Origin of the sequence: Sphingobacterium sp. WOUb80, assembly GCF_050058145.1 — a bacterium.
GTDB lineage: Bacteria > Bacteroidota > Bacteroidia > Sphingobacteriales > Sphingobacteriaceae > Sphingobacterium.
The window spans coordinates 584,892-610,114 of the sequence record NZ_CP165617.1 but is presented as its reverse complement, the minus strand read 5'-3'; the positions used below and the strand labels follow the sequence as shown (position 1 = coordinate 610,114).

The following is a 25,223-nucleotide window of genomic DNA, read 5'->3' as shown; positions in this document are numbered from 1 at the left end:
CTATCTATTTATCAATTCATCAAATACAATCAGCTCATTTTCTGTCAGCACCTGATCTCCCTCGGCTATTCCTGTTTTGACAAAAGCATAGGTTTCATTCTCAGCAACAATATCCACAGGCTTTACCGCCAGATCACAGTCATTTTTGTAAATCACCACAAAATTCTGGTTATTATGCAGGATAATGGCATCTTTGGGAATAGCCAACATCTGATGTTCTTGTCCCGAAACAGCTTTTTCGACCAATACATCCACACTCATGCCCGGCTTTAATCGTAGGTCTTTGTTTAACAACTTTACACGCGCCTTGACCACACGTTCTTCAGGATCAAAGAAATTGGCTACCTGATCAATATAGCCATCAAAAGATTCACCTTTATAAGCCAGTGTGGTGATCTTGACAGGAGCGCCATTTTTGACAAAAGGTAAATTATTAGCATAGATATTGACCGAAACCCACACCTCATTCAACTTACTGACCGACAACAAATCGGCGTCATCGCCAACAGTCATGCCGGGACTCACCTTTTTATCCACGATATAACCCGCTTTGGGCGCACGGATGTAAAAAACACCATTTTCTGAGGAGCCATTCAGCAAACTCATGTTCGCTTTGACATGGCGGATTCCAATCTGCACGGCTTTCAATTCACTTTCCATCTCTTCCAGTTCCCGCTGGGAAGCCATACCATCTTTCAGCAGACTACGCAGGCTAAGCAATTTACTCTCCGTCAGCCGCTTGCTATTTTCCAGTTCCCGCAGCTCTTTTCCTAAATCATTGACGGAGGTACCTTTAAGCGATACCAGAATCTGTCCTTTTTCTACATAATCGCCCATTTTAACTGAAACAGACTGTACGATACCGGGTATCGGACTCTTTAGCGCTGCAAGTTCATCCTGATCGTATTGGATGACGCCATTTAAAGCGATCTGTTCAAATACGGTCCGCTTCTGTATCGAATCAATTTTAATTTGGTTTTTGAAATCTGCGCTAAGGCAAAAACCTTTGGTTGCCGGCAGCGCTTGCTCTTCATTTTTCGTTGATTGACAGCCCCACAATAAACAGACGGACATAAGTGTCAATGGCATTAAAAAGTTCCCTTTCATGAAACAATATCCTTTCCGATTAAATACGTTAATTCTTCCTTATACTGAAGATATTTCGCCCTGCGCTCTAATATTGATTCTTTGTTTTCCATATAATTATTGATAAAGTCTATAAATTCAACGATGGTCAACCGTCGTTCTTGAAAATTGCGCACATAGCGTTCAAGTGCTACGTCCAATTTACCGTCAAAGCCCATATCCGTTGTCTTCAAACTCGTTTCAAGGTTGTTGAGCCGTTCCGAAAGAAAGTCGATCTCGCGTTCGATGTCGATACGGAATTGCTCGATTTCCACTTTATTTTTCTCCATCTCCAGTTTAGCGATTTTGATATTCCCCTGGTTTCGATTAAATAAAGGAAGATCCATGGCAACACCCAGGCCTATAAAATCGCGCATAATATTTCCGCCGCGATCATAATTCATGGAGACCTGCAAATCTGGTATACGTTCGGCCTTTTCCATTTTCAGCTGAGCATCACTTTTTTTCAATTCGTTGTGGATGATTTTATAATCGCTGCGATTATCGAGGGCCATCATTTTCCACTCCTGTTTTTTCCCCGGGAGAAAATGCGGTATGCCGATCGTATCTGATATCGTGAGTGCGGTACCTTTGTCACCGAGGTAGCGCGCAACCTCATTCATTTTTGTGATTTTTTCCTGTTGGATTTCATTCAGTTTGTTTCCAAATGCGATAGACTCGCTTTGAATCCTGAGGTAGTCCATCTCACTTACATTGCCTTCTTTCCACTGATTTTGATAGGATTGTGCCAATGTCTGAAAGATGTTGACCTGGTTGCCGTATAACCGTTCTTTCTCCTGTAGGATCTGTAATTCGATACATTGGCTTCGGAGATCATATTTCAGGTTCCGCAGCAATTCTTCAAATTGAAGCCGCGCATTCTCTTTTTCCAGGAGCTGCAATTGCACCCTTTTTTTTCGTTTACCAGCCATTTCAATGGTCTGTTCCAATTCGATCGCCACCTGCTGGTACTTGCCGTAATTTCCGATCAGTGCCGGGAAGGATTCGCTGGAAGGGTTTTTCCAAAGATTGACTTCGGAGATGGAAATCGTTGGATTGGGCCATAGCTTTGCCTGAAGCACGGCAGCTTCGGCCTGCTGCATTTGAAAACGCTGCGCCATTAAGGTCAGGTTATGAGCGAGGAATACCTGTTCGATCTCTGACTTTCGCAGACGGTTTTCCGCCGCCTCCTGCGAAAATAACTTACTATTCAGGCCAAGAAGTAAAAATAATGTAATACGTAGTTTTCTCACTTAATTTTGAATTTCCTCAAAACTAAATGACAAGCATTATAGGCAACTTTAAGGTAAATTAAAGTTTGATTAGAAGGGATTAGAAAATGATTAGAATTTAGGGAATAATAACGATACCGTTGTACCCAGATCATTTGAACGAATATCAAAGTCGACCCCCTGATCCTTACATACAATCTGTGCAAAAGAGAGACCGATACCGCTGCCCTTCACTTTACCGACATTTGACCCCCTATAAAAAGTCTGTTTCACAGACTCCAGTTCAGCTTGTGGGATGCCAATACCATGGTCTATAATTTGCAAAGACAGCCTGTCATTTGCAGCAGTCATCCGGACAACAACTTCCTGTCCATTTGCATATTTAAGTGCATTTTCGATCAGATTGGAAATAGACAGGCTGAGGAGCATCTTATTGCCCCGAAAATTGAAGTATTGCGGTTCATCGACCTGTATATCGACTTTTAAGGGCACGGCAAATAACCTCGAAAACTTAGGGACAAGATCCCATACGATCTCATCTATGCGAAAGGTTTCCAGGGAACGCGTCAGGGGCTGATCTTCGGTCAGCAATAGAAAATTACCGATAAGCTGATTCAGAAAATTCACATGTTCAGTAATGATTTCGGCCAATTCATGGTACTCTTCTTCACTTCTTACTTTCGTACCGAAGACCTCCATGGAGCCCAGGATTCCCGCCAAAGGCGTTCGAAACTCGTGTGAAACATAACTGACAAAGTTCTTTCTAATAATCATATTTTCGCTGATCCGTCGTAGGAGCGCATTATAACTTTCAATAAGATCCTGTAGTTCGTCCTTCGTTTTTATAGTCGTCAGAGGTTCCTGAATGGTGCTTAAATCCTTATGCTGAATTTCCTTGATCACTTTACGAATGGGGAGATAAGCATATTTACTCAGCCAAACCGACAATAAGGCGATACTGATCAATGCCACGAGAAAAACAAAGACAAGTGTAATGAGCAAACGATTCAACTGATGATCAAAGTCTGCGCTCGACTCTTTGACAAAAACAAAGAAATCGCCCTGATTATCTGGATAATACAACCCAAAATAAAAACTATCTTCTGTTTTAAAATAAACCGTTTTGTCTGTTTTCAGCTGGCGCAGCAAATCCTTATTAATTTGACTATCAAACCGCATACCGCCATAACTTACTTTTCCTTCGGCGTTATAAACGGCTACCATGGCACGTTTGACCAGGCTTTCATATTGATTTTTAGATTCCAGATGCTTTAGTGGGCTCTGTTCATCTGCCTCGAGGTAATAAATGCCGGCTATCTTTGCATTTTTTTCGAGGGAACTAATCAGATGCCGTTCAGAAGAATTATAAAATATCCAGTAGATGACCAGCGTTGCAAGCCCAAAAATGATGGTGAATACCAGCGTAGAAAAGAGTGTAAGGCGAGTCTTTAAATTCATTGTCAGTCCGTTGTAAGCATGTAACCGACTCCCTTCACCGTTTTGATAATGGAGGTATCGCTTCCCTCATCAACCTTCCCTCTCAGATAAGAAACGTACACATCGACGACATTGGTGTTGTTATCAAAATCGATTCCCCAAACAGCCTGCAGGATAGCGGTTCGTGAGAGTGTTTTATTCCGATTTTCGATCAGATACTTGAATAGTTTAAATTCTTTGGGAGAGAGATCGACATTTTTACCATTCTTATGGACTTCATAACGTTCAAGATCCACTTTTAAATCACGAATTTCCACGCTGCTGTCCTTTGCTACGTTTTTATAATTGTCACGGCGTACCAATGCTTTGATACGACTCACCAATTCCTTAAAGGAAAACGGCTTGACGAGATAGTCATCGGCACCACTTTCCAAGGCCTCCACCTTATCTTCAATCTCTCCTAAAGCACTTAAAATCAATATCGGAATATGATTTTTTCGATACCTGACCATCTTCGTAAACTGGATACCATCTATTCCGGGCAGCATGATATCGAGTACAATAATATCCAAAGAATCTGCATTGATCCATTCACGTGCCGCTTCCGCAGATTCAACTAAAATGACCTGATGCCCCATTTCTTCCAGACCTTTCACAACAAAGCTGCTAATCCGGCGATCGTCCTCTACTAAAAGTATCTGCATATAATACGCTGTTTATTTTTATGCGGGATTATAAAAATGATGAATTCCCCTTGGAATCTTACAAGTATACGAATTTACAATTTAATCGTCCGGTAATCCATAGCCTCCTTTTCTTCACAAATCCTGTCCGCAGATTTTTAGGGATACATCCCATCAACATTAATCGATTCTGGCATAAAATATTGCGTGTAGTCTAAATTGCTTATATTTAATCTCACAATTCGAAAAGGATTAAAATGAATACAGCATTGCCTCCCAATAGTAAAAGAAGTGAAGAAATTACGATTCAATATTTTGAGTTCCTGGATCGTCATCTCGCAGAATTGATCAGCGGAGTCAGCATAGAAATGCTGGAGCTTCAGGACATCGCAAACATACTTTGTGTCTCACAAAAGCATCTTATCAAGATAATACAGGAAACATCAGGGAATCACCCCTGTCATTTTTATGTACAAAAAATATTGACCTGTACCAAGAGCCTGCTCACCAATAGCGAGTTGACCATTTCGGAGATCGCACAAAGGCTGACTTACGACCCATCCAACTTCACCAAATTTTTTAAAAAATATGAGGGCATGTCCCCTTCGCAATTTCGTCAATTGCAAAAAGCGAAAAGTTCACCATAACAGAGCCCTTAACATTTATGAAATTTGCTATAATCAAAATTTAAATTATTATGGCAAGAAATGATGTAAAAGGAAAAGTTGTCCTTATTGCTGGTGGTGCAAAAAATCTAGGTGGATTATTAAGCCGGGATTTTGCGGCTAAAGGAGCAAAACTGGTGATCCATTATAACAGTGAAAACACCAAAACGAATGCAGAAAAAACATTGGCCGCAGTAGAAGCTACTGGTGCAGAAGCAATTTTGGTGCAAGCGGACCTGACAAAAATTGAGCATATCAGGGAACTTTTTGATGCAGCCATCGACCGATTCGGAGGTGTGGATATCGCCATTAACACCGTTGGTAAAGTATTAAAAAAGCCAATTGTGGACACAACAGTAGAAGAATACGATAGCATGAGCGATATCAATTCAAAAGTTGCCTATTTCTTTATTCAGGAGGCAGGGAAAAAACTGAATGCAAATGGTAAGATCTGCACCATTGTCACCTCACTATTAGCAGCCTATACAGGGTTCTACTCGACCTATGAGGGACTTAAAGCCCCTGTAGAACATTTTACGAGAGCGGCTTCAAAAGAATTCGGTGAGCGAGGTATTTCGGTTACAGCTGTAGCTCCAGGCCCAATGGATACGCCATTTTTCTACGGACAGGAAAGTGCGGATGCCGTAGCCTACCACAAATCTGCATCAGCATTGGGCGGACTAACGGATATAAAAGACATTGCGCCTTTGGTTGAGTTCCTGGTCACCGATGGCTGGTGGATAACCGGCCAGACGATTTTCGCCAATGGTGGTTATACAACTCGGTAAAACGGCCAAGAGAAAGCATCCTAAAAAGGGTGCTTTCTCATTTTTCCCATCAAAAGGTAAGCCGGCCTGCTTATTGATAAATTACAATTGCTCCAAAAAGCGAAGATAGCCCACAACGCCCTGTTCTACCCATTCTGGACTTGAATCATTTTCTATTCCATAAAAGACGAAAGGCTTTTGATAATCCGCTTTAACATAGTCAAAAGTAATTTCAAACGGACTTGTCAATTGTTCCATTCGGTATTTATACTTTCCCGAAGCCCCATACTCCTGTTCATCGATACCCGCAGAGATTGCCAATGCAATTTTCTTCCCTTCCAGCTTGTAACCACTCTTCTTACCATACGCCCATCCATAGGTAAGCACCTCATCCAGCCACTGCTTAAAAAATGGCGGACAGTTAAACCAGTAAAAAGGGAATTGAAATACAATTTTGTCATATTTCTCCATCAGCTGCTGTTCTGCTATACTATCAATTTTACCATCAGGATACAACTGATGTAAATCATGGACCTCATAAAGATCCGGGTGTTTCTTCAATTCATGGACCCATCTTTTATTCATTTGGGACGATTCAAAATTGGGATGAATAACGACTATTAATATTTTCATTTTCTTATTTATGTATATATGCACAAGCCACCAGGTCTAGCCATTTCATGCAGGCAGTTTTAATAAACGACATGACTGTGAATAAACGACATGACTGTGATTTAAAAATAGCGACATAATTACTATTTTGGCTCATCGGCAACCCAATGTTAGGTACTATAAAAAATGTGCGTATGACTAAGATTAAAGCAAGTTCTACTAATTTTTCGAATAAAAAGAAACTTGAAAATGACTGTCCTGAAGTGTTTGCGGCCAATGTGATTGGCGGTCAGTGGGCCTTAGCAATATGTTGCTACCTCATCAATGGAAGTTTGCGCTATACGGAGATCAGAAAATGTTTACCCGATATTACCGAACGCATGCTGACCCTACAGCTGCGGAAACTGGAAGATAGTGCAGTTGTAAAACGTACAGTATATGCGGAGGTGCCGGCACGCGTTATGTATGAACTGACCGAGCTTGGTTATCAGCTCAGACCGATCATCGAGGAACTGGGAAAATGGGGAGAAAAATTAAAACAAGCTCCAGAATTCAATAAATAGATTTAATATAGTCCCATTTTTATTGTAGGCAACGTGCCGTCACCAGCAATTGGCCCACGTGACGCTGTGCATGTTCGGCAGCATGAAACAACAGGCCAATCAATGTGGTGGGGATGCGCTTCCTTCCCAAAAAACGTTGCTCGGTCAATGTAGCCGGATCGATTAAAGCTAATTTTTGCAAAGATTGTTTGATCTTCTCATGTAAATTTTCGACCAGAGATGCAGGACTAACATCGACGTTTTCTATACCTTCTCTGTGGAGGTAATCAAATTGTTCGTCCGTTAGCGGCTTGTTTTCAGCATAAGTAAACATGCGATCGATCACCCCATTTATATGCTGTAAGTGAAAACCTATACTAGCATTTCCACAGGGTTTTGTCCAAAGCTGCTGTGGGGACAACTGATCAGTATAGGTTGAAACATCCTCTGCAACCTGCAAAAGTGTATGTGCAACATGCTGCAGCAGATCGGGAATTCCTGCAATAGGCCCGCGCATCCACACTTCTAAATTTTCCATAACTATATATAATCTCTTATTTTCGACTATTTATCCGCTGCTATGTCCACCTAGCAAAATGTGTAAGTAAAAGCAAGCTTTGATAAAGTAAAAATAATGACTTCTTTTAATTTGTTTAAAGAACATCAAATTATTTTAAAATAAATTTGCATAGTGTAGAAAATACACCTACATTTGTATCATCATAATTTAGGTTTATAATTGGTTATTTAAGGTTTTCATTCTCCCCGTTTGAAAACCTTTTTTTATTTATACCCACATTATACGCTCAAAAACAATATAGACTTTCTTCAGCATGTGTTACTCAGCGCAGAAGGAATACCACATAGGTGAGCTGTGCATATTAAAAAATGCTATTTGGACCATATATTTTTAAGCGTGTAGAGATCTGCAGATTCCAATAAAGCCTCACCCTGATAAGCTGTAAGCTCATAAGTTAGCTCATTCCGGTCGAAATTATAATTTATCGGCATATAAACTTCTCCATCCTGGGCAAACAGCTCTAACCCTGTCCGATCGACAAACAGCTTGAATGCTAATTTTTTATTTCGCAACGGTACCTGAGCCCTGACATTATCAACAACAAGTTCTTCGGTCAATACATTATAGTTCATAGCCAATCCTCTTACATTGATCTGAATATTTTTGGCACTTTGTGGATCAATGACAAGATTTACCTCTGCAAGTTCATTTTTGAAACCCTGTAACACATTGGGAAGACTGGCGTTTACCTTCTTTCCACGAACACTATGTTTTTCTTTCCTCAATTTTTGTAGTTCTATGACAGGCTCGCGAAAAAGACGAATACCTTTTTCTGTTGTTCTTAGTTTAAGCTCCATTGGAATACTCATCGATTGATTAAAAGCCGAGCCCCCCTGATTTGTATGCGTACGCCACCAGCCAATTTCAATCCGGCGCCCTTTTGGTTCATTGCTAAAAGTTTGTGCGGCATAGTAATCGCGTCCATATTGACTAAACAGACGTTCAACCTCCGGGAGAAATGATTTTCCGTCGAAATTTCCGATTGCATATTGACTATTGGCGCCTGTTAAGACCCATTTCTTATTTTTCGGATTACCATCTACCGCGAGTTCAAAGAGCTCTGGGCATTCAAATAAATAACGGTCATTCCCTCTCCCGCCCTTTATTTTACTGGCAAATGTCCATTCTTTCATATCCTTTGACGTAAACAATTGCATGGTATGCTGCTCATGCTCATCTTCTACATAAAGCACAAGGACCCAATGCTGGGACCCAGCGTGCCAAATAACCTTAGGGTCTCTGTTACCTGTTGTGATTTTAGCTAAGATATGCTGTGGCATTTTCTCAAATTTCTGACCGTCCAAGCTATATGCCAAGCCCTGTCCCCAGGATTTTTCTGCGGCCGTATAAAATAGGGCCATAGGTTTTGCGGTATTGCTACTATCCACCACAGCTCCGCCGCTAAACATGACGCCCGATTCATCAGGATATAATGCTTCTCCGATTTCTTTCCAATGCACCAGATCAGCGGAGACCGCATGCCCCCAATGCATATTCCCCCAGCTGGTACCATAGGGATTATGTTGAAAAAATAGATGATATTGTCCGTTAAAGAAGACCAGACCATTGGGATCATTCAGCCAGCCACGTTTGGCCGAAAAATGAAATTGTCCCCGCCCCTCTTCGACATAGACATTCGTGTTATCATCCGTATCACTCTGGTTAAGTGGGTTGAACAGACGGATTTCTTTATCAGAGGCATTTGTGACTACTTTGAGCTCCTGTCCTTTCCATTTCTCAATATCAAGATAGGCTATCCAGTCGAATACACTGTCAGCCAGTTCTGCATCAAACCATCTTATTTTATCCTTTCCCGACCATAATTCGATATTACGTTTTGGAGCACCATTTTTAATCGGAATCTTAAGATACCGCTGGTTGGCCTGAAAAAGCTGGGACGATGAATCCTGACCATTGGCGTTCAGGACGAATGCTATAGCGCCAATAAGGAGCAGGGAGACTTTATACATGACATTAAGGTTTATGAATTGAATCACTTCACAACAAATATAGTTAAGGACTGATAATTGCTTTCTACCAAGGCTGATCAAAATAGAGCCGATTTGTCTCAATCTGCTTGAGATTTTCCAACTTTCCGGCTCCTTTATATATTGAGTCAGCAAATCGAATATTTCAGGAAAGACTTTTCATTTCAAACAGAAAAAGGGCAATGTGTCACATTGCCCTTTATGTTGTATCCCCAATTACTGGTCTATTACATCTTATAATACTGTTCCCAGCCTCTAGCAGGTGGAGGTCCGGCTAAAAGAGCATTGGCAAACTTGTCATTGACAATTTCTTTTGTCTGAGTATTCAGTATCAATTTGCTGTTTAAACGCTGTGCAATGACACCTAAACAAAACACTTGGCTCAAAGGACCTGCAATTTCAAAAGCCGAGCGGGTCTTTTCTTCGCCTTTACAGCCTTTTAAGAAATTAGCGAAGTGGTTTGATGGTGATTTTGGCACTTCCGGTAACCGAGACTCCATTTCTTTAGCCTTGGCTTCTGGAATAATCTGCAGCGTACTGGCGTGGGAGCCACCTTTAAATATCAAATCCTTGCTATAGATAATTTTTCCGGGATTTAATTTAGCGGGTTCTAATTTCCCAGTACTTGGTGCAGGGATATTAGGATCCAGTCCAGATACTCCATAGCCTTCTGGTATAGGCGGCAAATTATCCAGTCCGTCATACCAATTGATATCTAATGCAGGCATTTTTTTCCTTTTTGGGAAATGAAATTTTAAGGTTGAAGACATCGGAAAGAAATACGAATTATACCCATCGAGCTTCACAGCGGATACTTCTGTAGGCAGCCCCAAATCTAAAAATTCATGTGCTGTATCCAAGATATGTGCTCCCCAATCGCCTAAGGCACCCATTCCGAAATCATACCAGCAACGCCATTGGCCATTTACAAAATCCTTATTATAATTGTGGCCTATGGTCTGCATTTGCCAAAGATCCCAGTCTAATGTTTCGGGTATCATCTCTGCGGCAGGAAAGCCCTTCATATTCACGTCCCAGCCATGCCATCTGCGCGGCATATTCATGTGCGCATCTATGCGCGTCACATCCTTAATGATGCCGGCTTCTTTCCAGGCTTTAAACTGAAAATAATTTGCTTCGGAGTGCCCTTGGTTCCCCATTTGGGTCGCAAGTTTAGGGTTTTTCCGAGCTTTGTTTGCCATAAGCTCAACTTCAAGGAATGTTCTCGCCATTGGTTTTTCCACGTAAACATGTTTACCCAGATCCAGTGCAAGCATTGTTATGGCAAAGTGCGAAAAATCGGGTGTTCCGACACTTACAGCATCAATCTGATTTCCCATTCTGTCAAACATCACCCTAAAATCCTTAAATTTAGGTGCATCGGGAAACATGCCCAAAATCTCCTGTGTATGTTTAGCGCCAAGATCGACATCACATAAGGCTACGATATTACAGAGCCCGGTCTTATAGAGTTCTTTAATGATGTCTGCAGCCCTATTGCCTAAGCCTACACAGGCTAAATTGACACGTTCATTGGGTTTGGCCAGATTGACCTTTCCCAAGACACTATTGGACAGCATAACAGCTCCAGCAGCGATAACGGACTGTTTAACAAAGCTTCTGCGCGATAAATAATGATTCATAATGAGTGGGCTTAATTGGGTGTATTGATTTTTATACTGCGAAAGGAAACCCGATCACCATGGTCCTGTAAAAGAATAAAGCCTTCCTTCGCTTCTCCAAAGTTCTCCCAGTCTTTATATTTGCTGATTTGGACCAGATCTTTAAAGGCTTTGGAGCCGCGCTCATAGGACAACATCTTAATGCCATTTAAATAATGTTCAACCTTATTATCTGCTGTAACAACAACCCGACCTCTGTTCCATTCGCCGATCGGTCTGCGTGCACGGTCATCACGATTGGATGTAATAAGATCATAAAGAGATGCTAAGGTGCGATTTCCATCCCGTCCGAGTTTCGCATCAGGGTGTAAAGCATCATCCAGCACCTGATATTCTAAACCAATAGCCGATCCCTTTGATTTTTCCTTTAAAGTCACAAAGTACTTAACACCGCTATTGGCGCCCGGACTAAGCTTAAATTCAAAAGAAAGATCAAACACAGCGTATTTATCTTTCGTGACGATATCACCACCATTGGTCGACTCCCCACCATCAGATTTTAGAACGGTCATTTGCCCATCTTTAACTTCCCAGCCACGTTCAGGGAATTTATCACCGTGGATGCTCCGCCAGCCCTTATTAGTTTTACCGTCAAACAGGAGCTTAACACCTTTCTTCTTTTCAGCATCTGCCAAATCGTTGGGCTTCAAGTTGACGATATAGCGATCTTTTGGAAAACCTTTTGATTTAAGGTCGGTTGTTTTTATTTTAATATTCTTAAAATAAACTTTCTTTCCATCCAATTTCGGTGGAATACCATGTACCTGTAATCCGATAAAACCTGTTCTATCGATTGTGTCAACGACATAAGCTACGGGAATATCATTGACCCAGGTACGCAGCTCGTCACCGATTGCTTCTATTCGAATGTGATTGAATTCTTCTACTTTATAAGCTTTTTTGGCATTTTCATTTAAATCCAATGGATAAATCCATCCGCGGCGTGCCTCGTCATATATTCCACCCGTCCATGCACGTGAAGAGGGATCTATTTCAACTTGCCTTCCATAGACGCGTCCGCGCCCATCATTGGCCTTCGGATCAAGATGGCTCCGCGTCTGGATACCTGAATTTGTTTCGTTGCCTTCAAGTTTAACATCCAGCTCCAATATGAAATCACCATATTCTTTTTCTGTAATCAAAAAAGAATTGGGCGTACCTTTTGTCATTCGACCAACGATAGCATCACCCTCGATAGAATAAGGGGCTTTTCCTCCAACAGATTTCCAGCCATTTAGTGTTTTTCCGTCAAAAAGGTTTGTCCAACCTTTCTCATTACTCTTATCTGTCTGGGCATATGAAAACACAGCATTGCTTACCATTGCTGCCATTAAAACAGATTTAAATAGTGTATTTCTTTTCATTGTAAAATTTGATCTTGAGCCTATCGACCCGGTTTATTTATTCATCATTGGTTCGTCAACCCTAACAAGACTGCGACAGTGCTGTCGAAAGCCAAGTGACGATGCCACTTTTAACTTTCGAGCCAGACTCGCTCCCTTTTACTTATCGGTCATGGTTTCAATTGACTTAGCAAAACAATATATCAATTAATATAAGTGAAATGAATCAAATGATATGATTTATTTACGAAAACGTTTGAATCACGCGAAAAAAACAGGTCATTCCTTTCAAAAAAGCAAACGCACTATATCGCAGGGTGAAAAACCAATGTGTGCGAACAAAAACGTCTAGCCGATGTCATCCACTCCTATTAAGATCATCCAATAAAAAAACTGTACGCTTGTCGTCATTCATCAATTCCAAAACGAATCACTTCCACTTTCGAAAATCCAACAAAAACAATCAGTAAAAAATTTGGAGAATACGAAAATTATACACAACTTTAAAGCACAAACACCTGCTCTAAACAGGCTACAAGTTAACAAAGGAAATTTTTTATTTTAAAACGATGATTTTATCTTAAGAATACTCATGGATAAAGTCTTAAATTAGTTTTTTTGCAGAAAAACTCACTTAATGTACAAACAGTAGCATATAAAATATGACAACCAACCCCATTAAGGTATATACAGTAGTTTCAAAAGAAGTAAAAGAAGATCCAGATTTATTTACCAATCTGGAGGGCGTCTTCTCAACATACGAAAAAGCACAGGAATATATTGATCACTTTTTTGGCAATGCTAAATATGGCTATCGATCTATTGTTACGACCTATTTGGATCCTTTTCAAGAAGAGGTCCAAAATAACGAATTCTATTATAGCATTTCATCTCAATTAATAGAGCCACATTTAGAAGTTGAGATCTGCAAGACTTCTTTTGCTGTTGTCCTTTCCGAAGTCGGACAATTGCGTATCGATCCAGCAACCTCAGAGAAACCTTTAGAATTAAACCTGCACTGTTTTGCTGCTTCCGAGGAAAAGGCAATGGAAAAATTCGAAAAATTGGCTCAAGACTATGCAAAAGAACAGCAAGTTCAGTTTCAGATTCGTCCCTTCCGCATTGCAGATTCGGATCAATGCTACTAAGCTCTAATTGCAGAGAACTCCAGTTTATTTCAGAGGTTTATTTTTTTCCGGATTTCACTTAGATATTCTGGTGTGAATCCCAAATAGGAAGCAATTAGGTATTGTGGGACACGTTGTACAAATTCGGGATATTTACGGAGCATATCATGGTAAAACTCTTCTTTAGATAAAGAGAATAAATACTTAACCCGCATTTGTGCTGCTGCATAGGCTCTTTGATAGACAAAGCGAAAATATCGTTCCATTATTGGAAATGCTGCAACTAATTTTTCCTGATTTTCCTGACTGATATAAATTAAATCTGACTTTTCCACCGCCTGAATGTAAAATGAAGTTACAAGCTTGTGCTCGAAAGCCATATTGTCTGTAATCCACCAATTTTCTATTGCGAATTCGGTCGTTTGTTCAACGCCTTTTTCATTAACAAAGAATTTACGAAGAATACCCTTCAATACAAAAAAATGGTATTTACAAACTTGCCCCTCTTCCAGTATATTTTCTTTTTTTGCAACCATTTTTGTCTTAAAGTAACCCAGTATTTCTTCTAACTCGATCGGATCGATATCGATAAATTTCTTTAAATGTTCTTTGAGCTTTTCCAATAGTTTATCAATTTATTATATAAACAAAGCTACTTATTCAATTTATTTAAAAAAAATATGCTCATCCCATTTCAACTAAATTGAACCGTCAAAGACTGACAGAATAAATTTGCTCATTGCGAATAATCATTCACCAGCTGCGAATAATAAATACGAATAGATTCAAGCCTGCTTACTACTTATATTTACAAAAAGCAAGTCCAAAATAATTACTAAGCAGGAAGATGCTTTTCGCAGAAAATGATGTTATTCAAGTTTTTATTGAACTTTATACTCTTAAAAAAGAAAACAATGATCAAAATTAGTTTTAACAAAGGAAAAATTATCATCAGCATGATATTATGTTTTCTTCCTGTGGCCATTGCGTTCTATGCCTGGTTCTACGGTGACCTTATTTTTAAACTAGCCGCGACTATATGGGTACTTGTGGCCGCATCTGTGTTTTATCTTAGATTGCAACAGTTGAAACGTTATCAAAAAGGAGAGGCCGCACTCACGATAGATCACGATACATTACTAAACAACAGTGTATTGAAACCGCGCCAAATCCCTTGGAAGGATATCGATAATTTTGCCACTGGTTTATATCGAACAGATTCTATTTTTATAAAATTAAATGACTCTTCATCACTAAAAGAAGAAAAAACAAACCGCCTAATTCATTTATTAAGTTTTATTGACCACAATTTTTCCACAAAGCCCGCGCCTTTGTGGATCGACATGGATGTGATCAATATCAGGGAGCAGGAGCTTATATCACTATTAAATCAAAAATTAAAACAGTAAATAGGAACCGTGCATAGCTTAACAAAGAATAGTACTACAAAAAAACAGTCCATGATCAAAGATCAATGGACTGATTCGCATTTGCTGTATCTAACACGGTTATATCAGAAAACATCCTTTCTATTATAACGTAAAATTTGAAGATTTCGTATTTTTTCATTTCATTTCTAAAATCAACCCAAAAGACCAAATACCCTTCCTGTTAAAGCAACATCTATGTTGTCATATAGTGAACTTCATGAGCTTCTGTCAACTGAGGAACTTCCAAATTATGGAGCATTTTATCCAAGACAGCATCAGGCAACGGATATTCCCGATCTCTATTCTGTGTCCGCCAGACTTTATAGGGTTTTTCAACATACAGCAATTTAACATAGGCTTGATAGCCAACGAAAAGATCGATCAGTTGCTGACGCATCTGGGAAGTTATATTGGTTGCATTCCAGATAAAATCCTGCCCGCAGCGCAAATATTTTTTTGCCTGTTCTTTTGCTTCCTGTATAACCCAACCGTTTCTCCTTTTATCGGAGGGATCAATGCGATATTTGCGCCTGATATCATCCAGGCTAATAACAGGCATATCTGTATTCATTTTTAGAATCTGATAATCTTTACCCATTCCCGGCAGACCTGAAAGAACGATAACCGTAGATTTAAATGCATCAAAAGGCACGTAGTCCACGTAGCTATCTTTTCCATTAAAATAGGTAAATCGCGCATTTTCTGATAAAAAGGAACGGGCAGCATGCCAGCAACCAATCTCTTTGGTATACAGTTCAAACATATCCAATGCGTAGAGCAGTGCATCCAGATCGCGACAATACCGACCTCTGATATCTGCTTCAGCCAACAGTTTGAGCTGACTCATATTGACAGAGAGCGAAGCTTCCAAGGCGCTCTTCATCGGATCGGCTTTTTCCATAAGCCATAATGGTAGGCCATGATAGCGTACCAATGCAACAATTTCCTCTCGCAATGCAAAAGGAGTCTCTACATCACGAAATAAAATCTCCCGCGCGGTCTGTGCTCCTTTTTTGGCATGATTTGGTGAATTGATACGACCATCTGTCGCGACAATCGTCGTCGATCTCTTTTCAACATCATGCAATAAAGCCGAAGCCCAGAGGAGCTCCTGCTTTTGGTAATCCAAATTCCGGTATTCAGGCAATGCTTCAAGCTGCTGTAATACCATTTGGGTATGAATCGCCACATTCCCTTCTGCATGATGCAAAGGATCTTGTTGCACATGTTCCATATCCCTGACCCAAGAAAATTGCTTCTCCAAAGCCGACCAATCCTTATCTACTGTTATTGTCCATTCCATTAGAAATCCCTCCTTTCCCAAATCATTTTGGTTCTTCGCCATGATTTTGTCCAATGTTCGTCGGTCTGCACATGTCCTTTTCTAACATATTTAAAAACATTGTGCTGAAATTCGCTGACAGCATACGCATCGGCATTCCTGCAGACTAACCCTTCCATCGTACATGCTTCTCCAGTTTTAGGGTCAACCGATCCAAATATAGAAGACTGCATGGCCAAATTTTCGACCGAGCACCGCAGGTCGAACTCGGTCAAATCCTTTACAGTTTCGAGTTTCAAAACAGGTACGGTCGGTAAATCAAATAAACTAGCATAAAAAGTAACCTCTTCCCATGAAAGCCACTGGTCTTTAACTCGAGCAGCAAAAACATAATAATAGTGTTCAAGTTGCATATACTCAATCGAATGCACAGCATAAAGATTTTCACCAAAAAACTCTAAATCATCCAGATCATTTTTTAATCTAGACCAATGCTCCCGAAGTTGAGCCGTCCATGGCGACGTCGTTGGAGCTGCATGGGATCGAGCAAATACTCCACGCCTTGAAAGGCAATTATTTTCACCATCTAATTTTTCTGTAAATAACAGTTGATGGAAAGATTGCATATCCTTCCAGTAATATTGATTAAAACGATCGTCGCTGCTTGTCCCTGGTGAAAATGGGAAATGATAGGTACGACCATATTTTGTTGATTCCATTTTTAAAATTTAAGTCCATACTAAAAAATTGAAGACATAGGTATATTGTAAACCAATCGGGTAAATCCCGTTGTTTACTTTCTTCCTAAATATCGACAATGCATTACATGACTTTACACTTTAAAAATTGACAACACAAATGATCTAATGCTACAAAAGTATACAATTTATCTTAAAAACATAAGTGCGACAACATTGATCCTCTGGAAACACCGCTCCGCCCATTATTTATCATCCCGATTTATCAATAAACACGTCAATTAATATAATTTCAATTCAGTGTAGGTTGTCCCAATAGGGATAATCCGGTCTGCAACCCAAATCTGGGTTTTGTCGAACTTGATCATTTTACGCCGTGCTACGATAAAGGCTCTATGGCACCGAACAAATTCACTTTTCGGCAGCAGTTCTTGCAATTCAGTTATAGTAATTCTGGAACTAACGCATTTATCGCCTAAATGTATTTGAGTGTAATTGCCGGATGCCTCAATATATAGGATATCGTCAAATTCTACTTTGACATGTTCGTAACCATCTTTCACGAACAGGTAGTCTTTGACAGGCTCCAGCTTTTTTGCCCGAAGACCATACAATTCGTTGGCTTTGTTACAGGCTTTCAAAAACCTGCTCATCGAAAATGGTTTGAGCAAGTAATCAATTGCATCGAGTTCGAAACTCAATAGCGCATGCTCAGAATAAGCCGTCGTAAAAATCACCATTGGCGATGTGTTCAAACTCCGCAGAAACTCTATACCTGAAATATCAGGCATTTTTATATCTAAAAAAATAAGGTCCACCTGCTGCTTCTGAAGATAATCAATCGCCATAAATGCATCTGTAAATGTACTTTTTAATTCAATGAAAGGGACTCTAGCTATATGGTGTTCAATGACCTGCAGTGCCACAGGTTCATCATCTATCGCGATGGCAATCATAGCAATTATTGGTTTAAAATCTGATCTAATTGGTCATAAAGTTGTTTTCCATTGCTTGGTCGAAGGGCCTTTTCCACAACTAATTTTCCTGTTTTATCAAATATAAAATATTGCGGATAATATTCGGCTTTGTCTTTTGCATTTAATAGTAATTCCTTCCAAAAAGGAGAGATTTGTGTCCTGTTTTTGCGTAAATGGGTTCCTGTTAAATTGTTGATACGTATAAAGTCTTTCCAGTCTTGATCTCGATGGTCTTCATCCATATCCAAATAAACGAAGGCAATATCTTTATCCATGTATCTTTTCTTCAGTTCAGGTGTATATTTCAATTCAAACTTGCAAGGACCACACCAGGTCCCCCAAACATCTAAATAAACCACTTTTCCCTTCAATTCAGCAATCAGGTCGTAGATCGATGAAATAGGTTGATCATCTTCAATCAACCGGATCTGTTTGTTCTGTTTATTCGCTACCAAAAGAGCGTCAAGATCGGCAATATAGCTTTCAATAAGGGGCTTATGCTTATCCGTTGGAAATATCTTCCAATGTGCTTCTGCCAATGCTTTTAAATGGGTTAAGTCCTTATCGTGATATAGATTGACCAATTGCTGAAAATTGTATTTTTCTACGATAGGCTTGGAAAAATTATTTAAAGCACCAATAAACCGCCAATAATCTTTACTATAGATCGTCATTAATCTATTTGCACTGTCCAAGCTTATCCCGAAATAAGGGATAGGCTCACTTGACGGAATTTTCTCGGCCCGAATCTTAACAAATGCTTTCGTTTCCAAATAACGCAGGTAATTGTCAAGGAAAGAATAAAAAGAGGGGCCTCCAAAGTCTTCCTGTAAATTAATAGATGCTTTTTCAAACAGCTCTAGAATTAAACTATCCGAAGTAGACTTTGGCAATTCAGCTACACGGGCAAAATCGTTCAGATGGTTAATTCTTTGCGCGTAAAGCTCAGTATGTATATAGTCTTTTAGTTGAGTAGACAATGAAGAACTTTGGATCACTTTATTCATTTGATTGCAATCCGCTAAACAGCGAATTAACACCTGCTGTTTCAACTGAGTCAAAGAGAGTTTAGCAAGATTGTTTAAGTATGGAGCCTTCATAAAAAAAGGCACTTCATCCAGTTTTATTTGCTGAATAGTTTTATTTTCTGTCAAAGCACTACCATTTATAAATACGATCGTACTATCGGTTAAATTCACAATAAGATCCTTACCGGGGCTTAATAACAACGTCTGAAATACACCGCTGTAAATTAGTGTCGCAGACTTTCGAGCTGTTATTGGCAGTGCGACCTCAAATGTGCCATCGCCGGCAACGGTTATCCGTTGCGAATTTTCTTTATAAAAGCCGAAAACAAGAGGAATATTAATTTCCAAGACCTTGTTTGGATCATAATTCCAAATCCTACCGCTCAATTTAAATTGAGCATGACTGCTTAGACAATACAAGGTCATAAGCAAAAAAATAATTATTTTTTTCATTGCTGTTAATTAAGGAACCAATAAATCAGGTGAATAATTGATTAAAAAGTAATGGAGCTAATTAGATTTAAATATGTAATGTTAAATGGATAAAAAATTCATTGGCATTTTCACGTATCATCAGTTCATGTCGATCCCGATATAGTAATGACAGACGTTGTCGTACATTCTCCAAACCGATACCACTTTTTAGTTTTTCCGGATCGCGATCACTTTTTAGATTAATGCTATTGCTCACATCGAAAAACAAGACTTGGTCTCGCACTTGCAAAGAGATTTTAATATAAGACAATTTCTGAAGGCTTATACCGTGCTTAAATGCATTCTCGACAAAAGGTATCAACAACATAGGAGTAATTTGATGATTTTCAAACTGCTCTTCTATTTCCGTTATAATGGTAATTTTGTCTGACATCGAAGTCCGCAGGGTCTGTAAAACGATGTAATTATTCAGGTATTCTATTTCACGCGTCAATGAGATTTTATCTTGCGTATTTTCATGGAGCATAAACCGCATCATATCGCCCAATCGCTGAATTCCTTCCCCTGTCCGTTCGGCTTTTTCCTGCAATGCGGTTCCATACAATGTGTTTAAGGCATTAAATAAAAAGTGTGGGTTTATTTGGGATTTCAGAAAAGTCAGATTTGCGTCCGACTGACCGAGCTCCGTACGTAAGGAGGCTATTTCGTTTTGACGCATTAGACGTTTTTTAAAGAGAAACCAGGAAAGAGGAATGCTAACCAATAATTGCGTGGGTAAATGAAACATGGCAACGATAAAGATAACTTCGCTGGTCCGGTTAAAGAAGAATAAGGCCAATATGCTTAATGGTATGACTAAAACCAAACTCACAGCGGAGATAATCCAAAAGAAATCGCGGAATATCTTTTGTTTTTCATGTAATTTTGGCAACAAATAGTATAAGGAATAGATTACGATACCAACCGCAGACAATACGACTAAAGTCCATAATACCGAAAGTTGGTAATGAGAATGAGATATGATCAAAAAAAACAATCCGATAAACCAAAAACCAATTCCAAAGGCTAGATCCATTTTTAGCTGCTTTTGTAAAGCGGGGTTTTCAATCCTGTTTTTAAGCAGATAGCTGATCAGAAATTGCATGCAGGTATATAAAGAAATTACGATTGTCCATAGAACTGCTTGTGTTAAGGAATTAAAAAACATGCTATTATAGCCTCTTTGAATACTATCAAAATCCACGAGCTCATAGGTATGGCTATAGGTCCTACATACACCTAAAATCAGTCCGGATATCAAGATTAGAGCAGCTAGTAATGAATAATTCAACAGTTCCCTTTTTTTATTGATGAGTGCAGGAATAAGGGCAAAATTTAATGCGAGAAACATCAAATATAGCAGCAGATAATAGCTAAACTTGGGCACAAAAAAATTAAAGAAATAGGAATAGCTTATTTTCTGGCCAATAAAATAGTTATGCATACCGCTATCATCTCGATTGTTTGTATCAACAAGCAAAGCATAAACAACAGCAACAAATACGACAGTTGCCATCCAGAATTCTATTTTTCTTACGTCTTTCAGTTTCATGTTATTGGTTTTGATAAAGCAATATTAACTGAAATGAAAACATAAAATAGAAAAATGTGATGAATACCACCAAAAATGTGACGAATCAAATTTTCTTCACCTAATAGATGGAATTCTATGGTTGTAGATATAAAATAGAATTTGATTTTACTATCTTTAAGCTGAAAAGTATTAAACCGGCTTTATTAACTTTATAAAAAAAGACACTACATAATTAATCCTCTATTTACACTTTTACGTCCGATTTTTGCGGCAACTGCTACAGCAAATAGCTAAGATTGCACAAAGCATGGGGCTGTCAAATGATCATAAATACAGGTATTAAAAAATAATTGATCACATGGATACATATATCGTATTAAAAAGATTCTCTAGTTTAGAAGAAGCTCAGGAATGTCATCAACTACTTTCGGAAAGAGGTGTAAAAACGCGGTTGGCTGATAATCTCCCCCCTGTGGATATTACATTTTCTGGAAATACGGTTGGACACCAATATGAGATTCAAATAGACCCTGCCAATTTCGCAAATGCTGAATCTATATTAGAAGAGCAGGAAATGCAGTCTCTCCCACTGGTTGAAGATGACCACTACCTGTATCAATTTTCCGACGAAGAGCTCTTAGAAATTCTTCAAAAACCCGATGAATGGAACAAATTGGACTATGCACTTGCTAGAGAGATTTTATTAAAAAGAGGGAAAGAGATTGACCAGGAAAAGCTTGATCTTTTAAAGCAGGAACGGCTCATGCAACTACGGGAACCGGAACCACAACAGAAGTATTGGATTATTTTCGGTTATATTTCAGCCCTGCTAGGTGGTCTTTTTGGAATTGCAATCGGGTATATGTTGTTTAGTTCAAAGAAGAGCCTACCGAATGGCGAACGGATATTTTCCTATTCGGATCACGACAGAAAACACGGGACAAACATATTCTATATCGGATTATTCGTATTCACAATATCCGTTCTCATCAGAATTCTTTGGGGACAATAGTATATTGTTAAATCAATTTACTCCTTTTGCAGAATAGCTCGGGGGTAGCTTTGTCATTGTGATCATTCTGTACCCTATCACGATATAATAACTCAAACGTTAACTATAAATTTTTAATACTAAAAAAAATACCGATATTTAAGATGATATCTTTATTCTTGAATTATTTTTTGTAAACCTACAAACAAATTAGCTTTATGAATAGTTTAAAGACCACAGCCACTCATTTCCGTTATAAAAAGCATCCGGGAGATCTATTTAGAAATACGTCGGTTCAATTATTACCTCATCCCTATAAAAATCAAGAAGACTTTTGGGTATGGTTTCACCCCTTCTACCACCGCAGTGAAGACATTTCAGATTTAGGCGACCTGTACAAACAGCTTCACAATACGCCCTGCCAAGAAACGAGAGCAACATCAAAAAATGAGCTTTGTTACACTGCAGTAGCGAAAGAACGTCTCTTTGAAGAAATAAAATCATTGGAGCAAAAAATCTATCAGGATTGTTTTGAAAATTTTTATTTGCTGATTATTGAAGGCCGCATCGAGCTCTTAGAAAGTCATCAAATTGAAAGTGAAGAATCCAGCTCCTAATATCTATTCTTTTAAACCGTTATACATTATTTGACTTCTGCGATTATTAGGGATATTTCTATCCTTTTCTCTGCACCTTTTCTTCTGGCGAAGTTGCTTTGCTACAATATGTTCAAGCAATATGGGTCTCCCCCGCAGAGCTATTGCATTATGATTGGACCGATACCGATCGACCGATTGTAGACGAGTATACCAGATACCTTGAAAATTCAAATCCTCCGCCCCGCATAAGGGAGGCTCTTTTAGAAACTCTAATTGGACTCATTGGTTTTACACTAGTCTATATGTTCTTCAATCTATATATAGGGTTATTGATAACGTTGATCTTAATCACAATTACCGGGATTTATAGTTATTGCACCCGAAAAAATATAAACAAGAATCTATCTCATAGAAATCCTAAACATAGGCTATAGACCGATCTGATTAACTTCAAGCTTTCATAAAGAATCTCATAAAACTTCCCTACATTTATAAAAACTAGATACCGTAATTTCATTTTAGCCATATTGAAGACTTAATCAAATGAAAGATTTCCCACAATTAGAGACAGAACGACTTATTCTCAATGCCATTGACACTACTGATATTCCACAGATTGTAGACTATCTGCAAGACAAAGTCTATTCGGACTTCACCTCAAATATCCCCTATCCATACCGAAAAGAAGATGCTGAATATTGGCTTAAATTAGCAGAAGAAGCATTTGCCAATCGTAAAGGATTCACTTTTGCTATTCGAAATAAAGATAAAAAACTGATCGGAGCGATTGGCCTTCATGATGAGGGCTCGGATAAGGCCGAGTTGGGATACTGGATTGCTATTCCTTACTGGAATAAAGGTTATGTCACTGAAGCCGCAAAAGCAATCATTGATTTTGGATTTAGGGAATTAAACTTTAATAAAATCTTTGCGACCTACTTCCCACATAATCCAGCCTCGGGAAAAGTCATGGAAAAAATAGGCATGAAAAAGGAAGCACTGTTAAAACAACATTTAAAGAAAGATGGACGGTATTACGATATTCCATTATACTCTATTTTTAGAACGGAAAATAAAACAGCAATTTCTCATGGATAAAAAGAATATCAAGTTACGCTGTGATCATACATTTCCTATACTTATTCTTCTTTTTGGTTGTATTGCTATATTCCCAATAATAATTTCTAAGTATTCCATTTCTCTGTTAGGGATAATATGGGAGACGTGCTGTGGGCTCATCCTGTTTACAGGCGTTTGGAGATTTGAGCACTTCGAAATAACTGGAGATACACTTACTAAAGTAAACTTAGGTGGATTATATCGAAAGGATTTAAATATGTGTCATATAACCAGATATACAAAAAAAGTGATTGATATGAGTCGCCTTCGAAATCCGGTCAATATCATTAAGTTATTTTGTAAAGAGGAAAAATATTTTAAATTCAGAACCATAAAACTTCAAACTACAGATAATTTAACCATGGTAATAAATGAGAGAAATATGCATAGCGAGGATTTCAAAAAATTATACCATATAATCAAAACCTATCAGAAACGACAAGTCAAGTCTAAGTCTCCGACTGTTGCGGAAATTGACTAAATTTAAACAACCGATAATCATAAAGGATAAAACATGAAAATATTTGCATTCGCAGGGAGTAATTCTTCCACATCGATTAACAAACAATTGGTCAAATTTGTACTTAAGAGCTTCGAGGGGCACGAGATTAATTTGATCGACCTGAATGACTATAACATGCCAGTTTTTTCTGTAGACCTGGAAAAAAATGGGTTTCCACAGGAAGCACAGCTTTTCCTAGATCATATAGCCTCCAGTGACATGATCATTTGCTCCCTTGCAGAGAATAATCGCTCTTACAGCGTAGCATTTAAAAATGTATTTGACTGGGCATCTAGGATCAATGTGAAAGTTTTCCAAGATAAACCTATGTTGCTCATGACAACCTCACCAGGAGGTTATGGTGGTGGAAATGTAATGGCCGAAGCCCAAAAGTTTTTCCCGCAGTTTGGAGCAATTATTAAAGAAACATTTTCGCTTCCCAAATTTTACGAAAATTTTGATCAGGATAATGGCGTAATCAGTCCTGAACACCTCAATAGTCTGAAGGAAAAAATAGCGGGCTTTAAGCAACAAATTTCCTCCTAGTGACATCTCGCTAAAAATCTATTTGCCTTTTCGTGCATTCTGCATAACTTATGCAGATGTACTGAGTACATACTATTTTGCATATTATTGACCTTTTGCTTACCTTTTCTTTGCTTTTCAAGCAAAGAAACACCAATAAAACACCAATAAAACGACAAAGAAATAGCAAAGAAGAAGCGAATCAGCCCCCTAGCAATCCCGAAGGAATAGCGAAGAAACGGCAGAGAAACGGCAACGGAATAGCAGAGAAACAGCAACGA

Annotated in this window: 24 protein-coding genes; 9 read left to right on the top strand and 15 right to left on the bottom strand. The window is 38.9% G+C overall.

What is annotated here, in order from left to right:
* The 4 genes from AB1Z56_RS02440 to AB1Z56_RS02425 form a co-directional block, all read right to left on the bottom strand.
* Window positions 1-1,107 carry an efflux RND transporter periplasmic adaptor subunit gene (locus tag AB1Z56_RS02440; RefSeq protein WP_309361897.1) on the bottom strand — a complete coding sequence of 369 codons (1,107 nt, stop codon included), beginning with the start codon at window positions 1,105-1,107 and terminating at the stop codon, window positions 1-3.
* Complete coding sequence (locus tag AB1Z56_RS02435; RefSeq protein WP_426790963.1) at window positions 1,104-2,378, bottom strand: TolC family protein; 1,275 nt, start codon at window positions 2,376-2,378, stop codon at window positions 1,104-1,106. Before AB1Z56_RS02435 ends, AB1Z56_RS02440 begins: the two co-directional genes overlap by 4 nt.
* A 90-nt stretch (window positions 2,379-2,468) precedes the next feature.
* Window positions 2,469-3,815: a sensor histidine kinase gene (locus AB1Z56_RS02430; protein ID WP_426790962.1), complete on the bottom strand. Its 1,347-nt coding sequence runs from the start codon at window positions 3,813-3,815 to the stop codon at window positions 2,469-2,471.
* Between the two features lie 2 nt (window positions 3,816-3,817).
* Window positions 3,818-4,498 (bottom strand): response regulator transcription factor, encoded by a 681-nt coding sequence (locus AB1Z56_RS02425; protein WP_309361903.1) that lies wholly within the window; start codon window positions 4,496-4,498, stop codon window positions 3,818-3,820.
* A gap of 236 nt (window positions 4,499-4,734) precedes the next feature.
* Here AB1Z56_RS02425 and AB1Z56_RS02420 point away from each other — a divergent pair, with 236 nt between their 5' ends.
* Window positions 4,735-5,124: a helix-turn-helix domain-containing protein gene (locus AB1Z56_RS02420; RefSeq protein ID WP_426790961.1), complete on the top strand. Its 390-nt coding sequence runs from the start codon at window positions 4,735-4,737 to the stop codon at window positions 5,122-5,124.
* A gap of 50 nt (window positions 5,125-5,174) precedes the next feature.
* A complete protein-coding gene (locus tag AB1Z56_RS02415) occupies window positions 5,175-5,930 on the top strand; it encodes an SDR family oxidoreductase (protein WP_309361907.1) in 756 nt (251 codons plus the stop codon).
* An 81-nt stretch (window positions 5,931-6,011) separates the two neighbouring features.
* Here AB1Z56_RS02415 and AB1Z56_RS02410 read toward each other — a convergent pair whose 3' ends face one another.
* The gene (locus tag AB1Z56_RS02410; protein ID WP_313267750.1) at window positions 6,012-6,542 is read right to left on the bottom strand and encodes an NAD(P)H-dependent oxidoreductase; all 531 of its coding nucleotides are present in this window, start codon (window positions 6,540-6,542) and stop codon (window positions 6,012-6,014) included.
* A 173-nt stretch (window positions 6,543-6,715) separates the two neighbouring features.
* Here AB1Z56_RS02410 and AB1Z56_RS02405 point away from each other — a divergent pair, with 173 nt between their 5' ends.
* Window positions 6,716-7,084: a winged helix-turn-helix transcriptional regulator gene (locus AB1Z56_RS02405; protein WP_309361912.1), complete on the top strand. Its 369-nt coding sequence runs from the start codon at window positions 6,716-6,718 to the stop codon at window positions 7,082-7,084.
* 19 nt (window positions 7,085-7,103) lie between these two features.
* On the opposite strand, the gene AB1Z56_RS02400 is transcribed toward AB1Z56_RS02405, so the two are convergent.
* The 4 genes from AB1Z56_RS02400 to AB1Z56_RS02385 all read right to left on the bottom strand — a co-directional run bounded on the left by AB1Z56_RS02400 (window position 7,104) and on the right by AB1Z56_RS02385 (window position 12,677).
* Window positions 7,104-7,601, bottom strand: coding sequence for a DinB family protein (locus tag AB1Z56_RS02400; protein WP_426790960.1), 498 nt, complete (start codon window positions 7,599-7,601; stop codon window positions 7,104-7,106).
* Window positions 7,602-7,954: 353 nt separating this feature from the next.
* On the bottom strand, window positions 7,955-9,613 hold the full coding sequence (locus AB1Z56_RS02395) for a glycoside hydrolase family 32 protein (protein WP_426790959.1): 1,659 nt from the start codon (window positions 9,611-9,613) through the stop codon (window positions 7,955-7,957).
* 245 nt (window positions 9,614-9,858) lie between these two features.
* Window positions 9,859-11,274, bottom strand: coding sequence for a Gfo/Idh/MocA family protein (locus AB1Z56_RS02390; RefSeq protein WP_426790958.1), 1,416 nt, complete (start codon window positions 11,272-11,274; stop codon window positions 9,859-9,861).
* Between the two features lie 11 nt (window positions 11,275-11,285).
* Entirely contained in the window at window positions 11,286-12,677 is a 1,392-nt protein-coding gene (locus AB1Z56_RS02385; protein ID WP_343556548.1) for a DUF1080 domain-containing protein, read from the bottom strand.
* 641 nt (window positions 12,678-13,318) lie between these two features.
* Here AB1Z56_RS02385 and AB1Z56_RS02380 point away from each other — a divergent pair.
* Window positions 13,319-13,804 carry a hypothetical protein gene (locus AB1Z56_RS02380; RefSeq protein WP_309361921.1) on the top strand — a complete coding sequence of 162 codons (486 nt, stop codon included), beginning with the start codon at window positions 13,319-13,321 and terminating at the stop codon, window positions 13,802-13,804.
* A 29-nt stretch (window positions 13,805-13,833) separates the two neighbouring features.
* On the opposite strand, the gene AB1Z56_RS02375 is transcribed toward AB1Z56_RS02380, so the two are convergent.
* The gene (locus AB1Z56_RS02375; RefSeq protein ID WP_309361922.1) at window positions 13,834-14,406 is read right to left on the bottom strand and encodes a Crp/Fnr family transcriptional regulator; all 573 of its coding nucleotides are present in this window, start codon (window positions 14,404-14,406) and stop codon (window positions 13,834-13,836) included.
* A gap of 291 nt (window positions 14,407-14,697) precedes the next feature.
* Here AB1Z56_RS02375 and AB1Z56_RS02370 point away from each other — a divergent pair, with 291 nt between their 5' ends.
* Window positions 14,698-15,192, top strand: coding sequence for an STM3941 family protein (locus AB1Z56_RS02370; RefSeq protein ID WP_309361924.1), 495 nt, complete (start codon window positions 14,698-14,700; stop codon window positions 15,190-15,192).
* Between the two features lie 214 nt (window positions 15,193-15,406).
* On the opposite strand, the gene AB1Z56_RS02365 is transcribed toward AB1Z56_RS02370, so the two are convergent.
* From AB1Z56_RS02365 to AB1Z56_RS02345, 5 genes are all read right to left on the bottom strand, one after another.
* Window positions 15,407-16,558 (bottom strand): AAA family ATPase, encoded by a 1,152-nt coding sequence (locus AB1Z56_RS02365; protein ID WP_426790957.1) that lies wholly within the window; start codon window positions 16,556-16,558, stop codon window positions 15,407-15,409.
* Window positions 16,516-17,214, bottom strand: coding sequence for an RNA ligase family protein (locus tag AB1Z56_RS02360; RefSeq protein ID WP_309361928.1), 699 nt, complete (start codon window positions 17,212-17,214; stop codon window positions 16,516-16,518). Before AB1Z56_RS02360 ends, AB1Z56_RS02365 begins: the two co-directional genes overlap by 43 nt.
* Window positions 17,215-17,474: 260 nt before the next feature.
* Window positions 17,475-18,149, bottom strand: a complete 675-nt coding sequence (locus tag AB1Z56_RS02355) for a LytR/AlgR family response regulator transcription factor (protein WP_426790956.1) — start codon at window positions 18,147-18,149, stop codon at window positions 17,475-17,477.
* A gap of 5 nt (window positions 18,150-18,154) precedes the next feature.
* Window positions 18,155-19,651 (bottom strand): TlpA family protein disulfide reductase, encoded by a 1,497-nt coding sequence (locus AB1Z56_RS02350; protein ID WP_426790955.1) that lies wholly within the window; start codon window positions 19,649-19,651, stop codon window positions 18,155-18,157.
* Window positions 19,652-19,718: 67 nt separating this feature from the next.
* A complete protein-coding gene (locus AB1Z56_RS02345) occupies window positions 19,719-21,224 on the bottom strand; it encodes a sensor histidine kinase (RefSeq protein ID WP_313267764.1) in 1,506 nt (501 codons plus the stop codon).
* A 340-nt stretch (window positions 21,225-21,564) separates the two neighbouring features.
* On the opposite strand from AB1Z56_RS02345, the gene AB1Z56_RS02340 reads away from it, so the two are divergent.
* The 4 genes from AB1Z56_RS02340 to AB1Z56_RS02325 all read left to right on the top strand — a co-directional run bounded on the left by AB1Z56_RS02340 (window position 21,565) and on the right by AB1Z56_RS02325 (window position 24,963).
* Complete coding sequence (locus AB1Z56_RS02340; protein ID WP_313267767.1) at window positions 21,565-22,218, top strand: hypothetical protein; 654 nt, start codon at window positions 21,565-21,567, stop codon at window positions 22,216-22,218.
* 197 nt (window positions 22,219-22,415) lie between these two features.
* Window positions 22,416-22,814 (top strand): hypothetical protein, encoded by a 399-nt coding sequence (locus AB1Z56_RS02335; protein ID WP_309361938.1) that lies wholly within the window; start codon window positions 22,416-22,418, stop codon window positions 22,812-22,814.
* A 525-nt stretch (window positions 22,815-23,339) separates the two neighbouring features.
* Window positions 23,340-23,894 carry a GNAT family N-acetyltransferase gene (locus AB1Z56_RS02330; protein ID WP_426790954.1) on the top strand — a complete coding sequence of 185 codons (555 nt, stop codon included), beginning with the start codon at window positions 23,340-23,342 and terminating at the stop codon, window positions 23,892-23,894.
* 535 nt (window positions 23,895-24,429) lie between these two features.
* Window positions 24,430-24,963, top strand: coding sequence for an NADPH-dependent FMN reductase (locus AB1Z56_RS02325; RefSeq protein WP_309361945.1), 534 nt, complete (start codon window positions 24,430-24,432; stop codon window positions 24,961-24,963).
* Window positions 24,964-25,223: the final 260 nt, after the last annotated feature.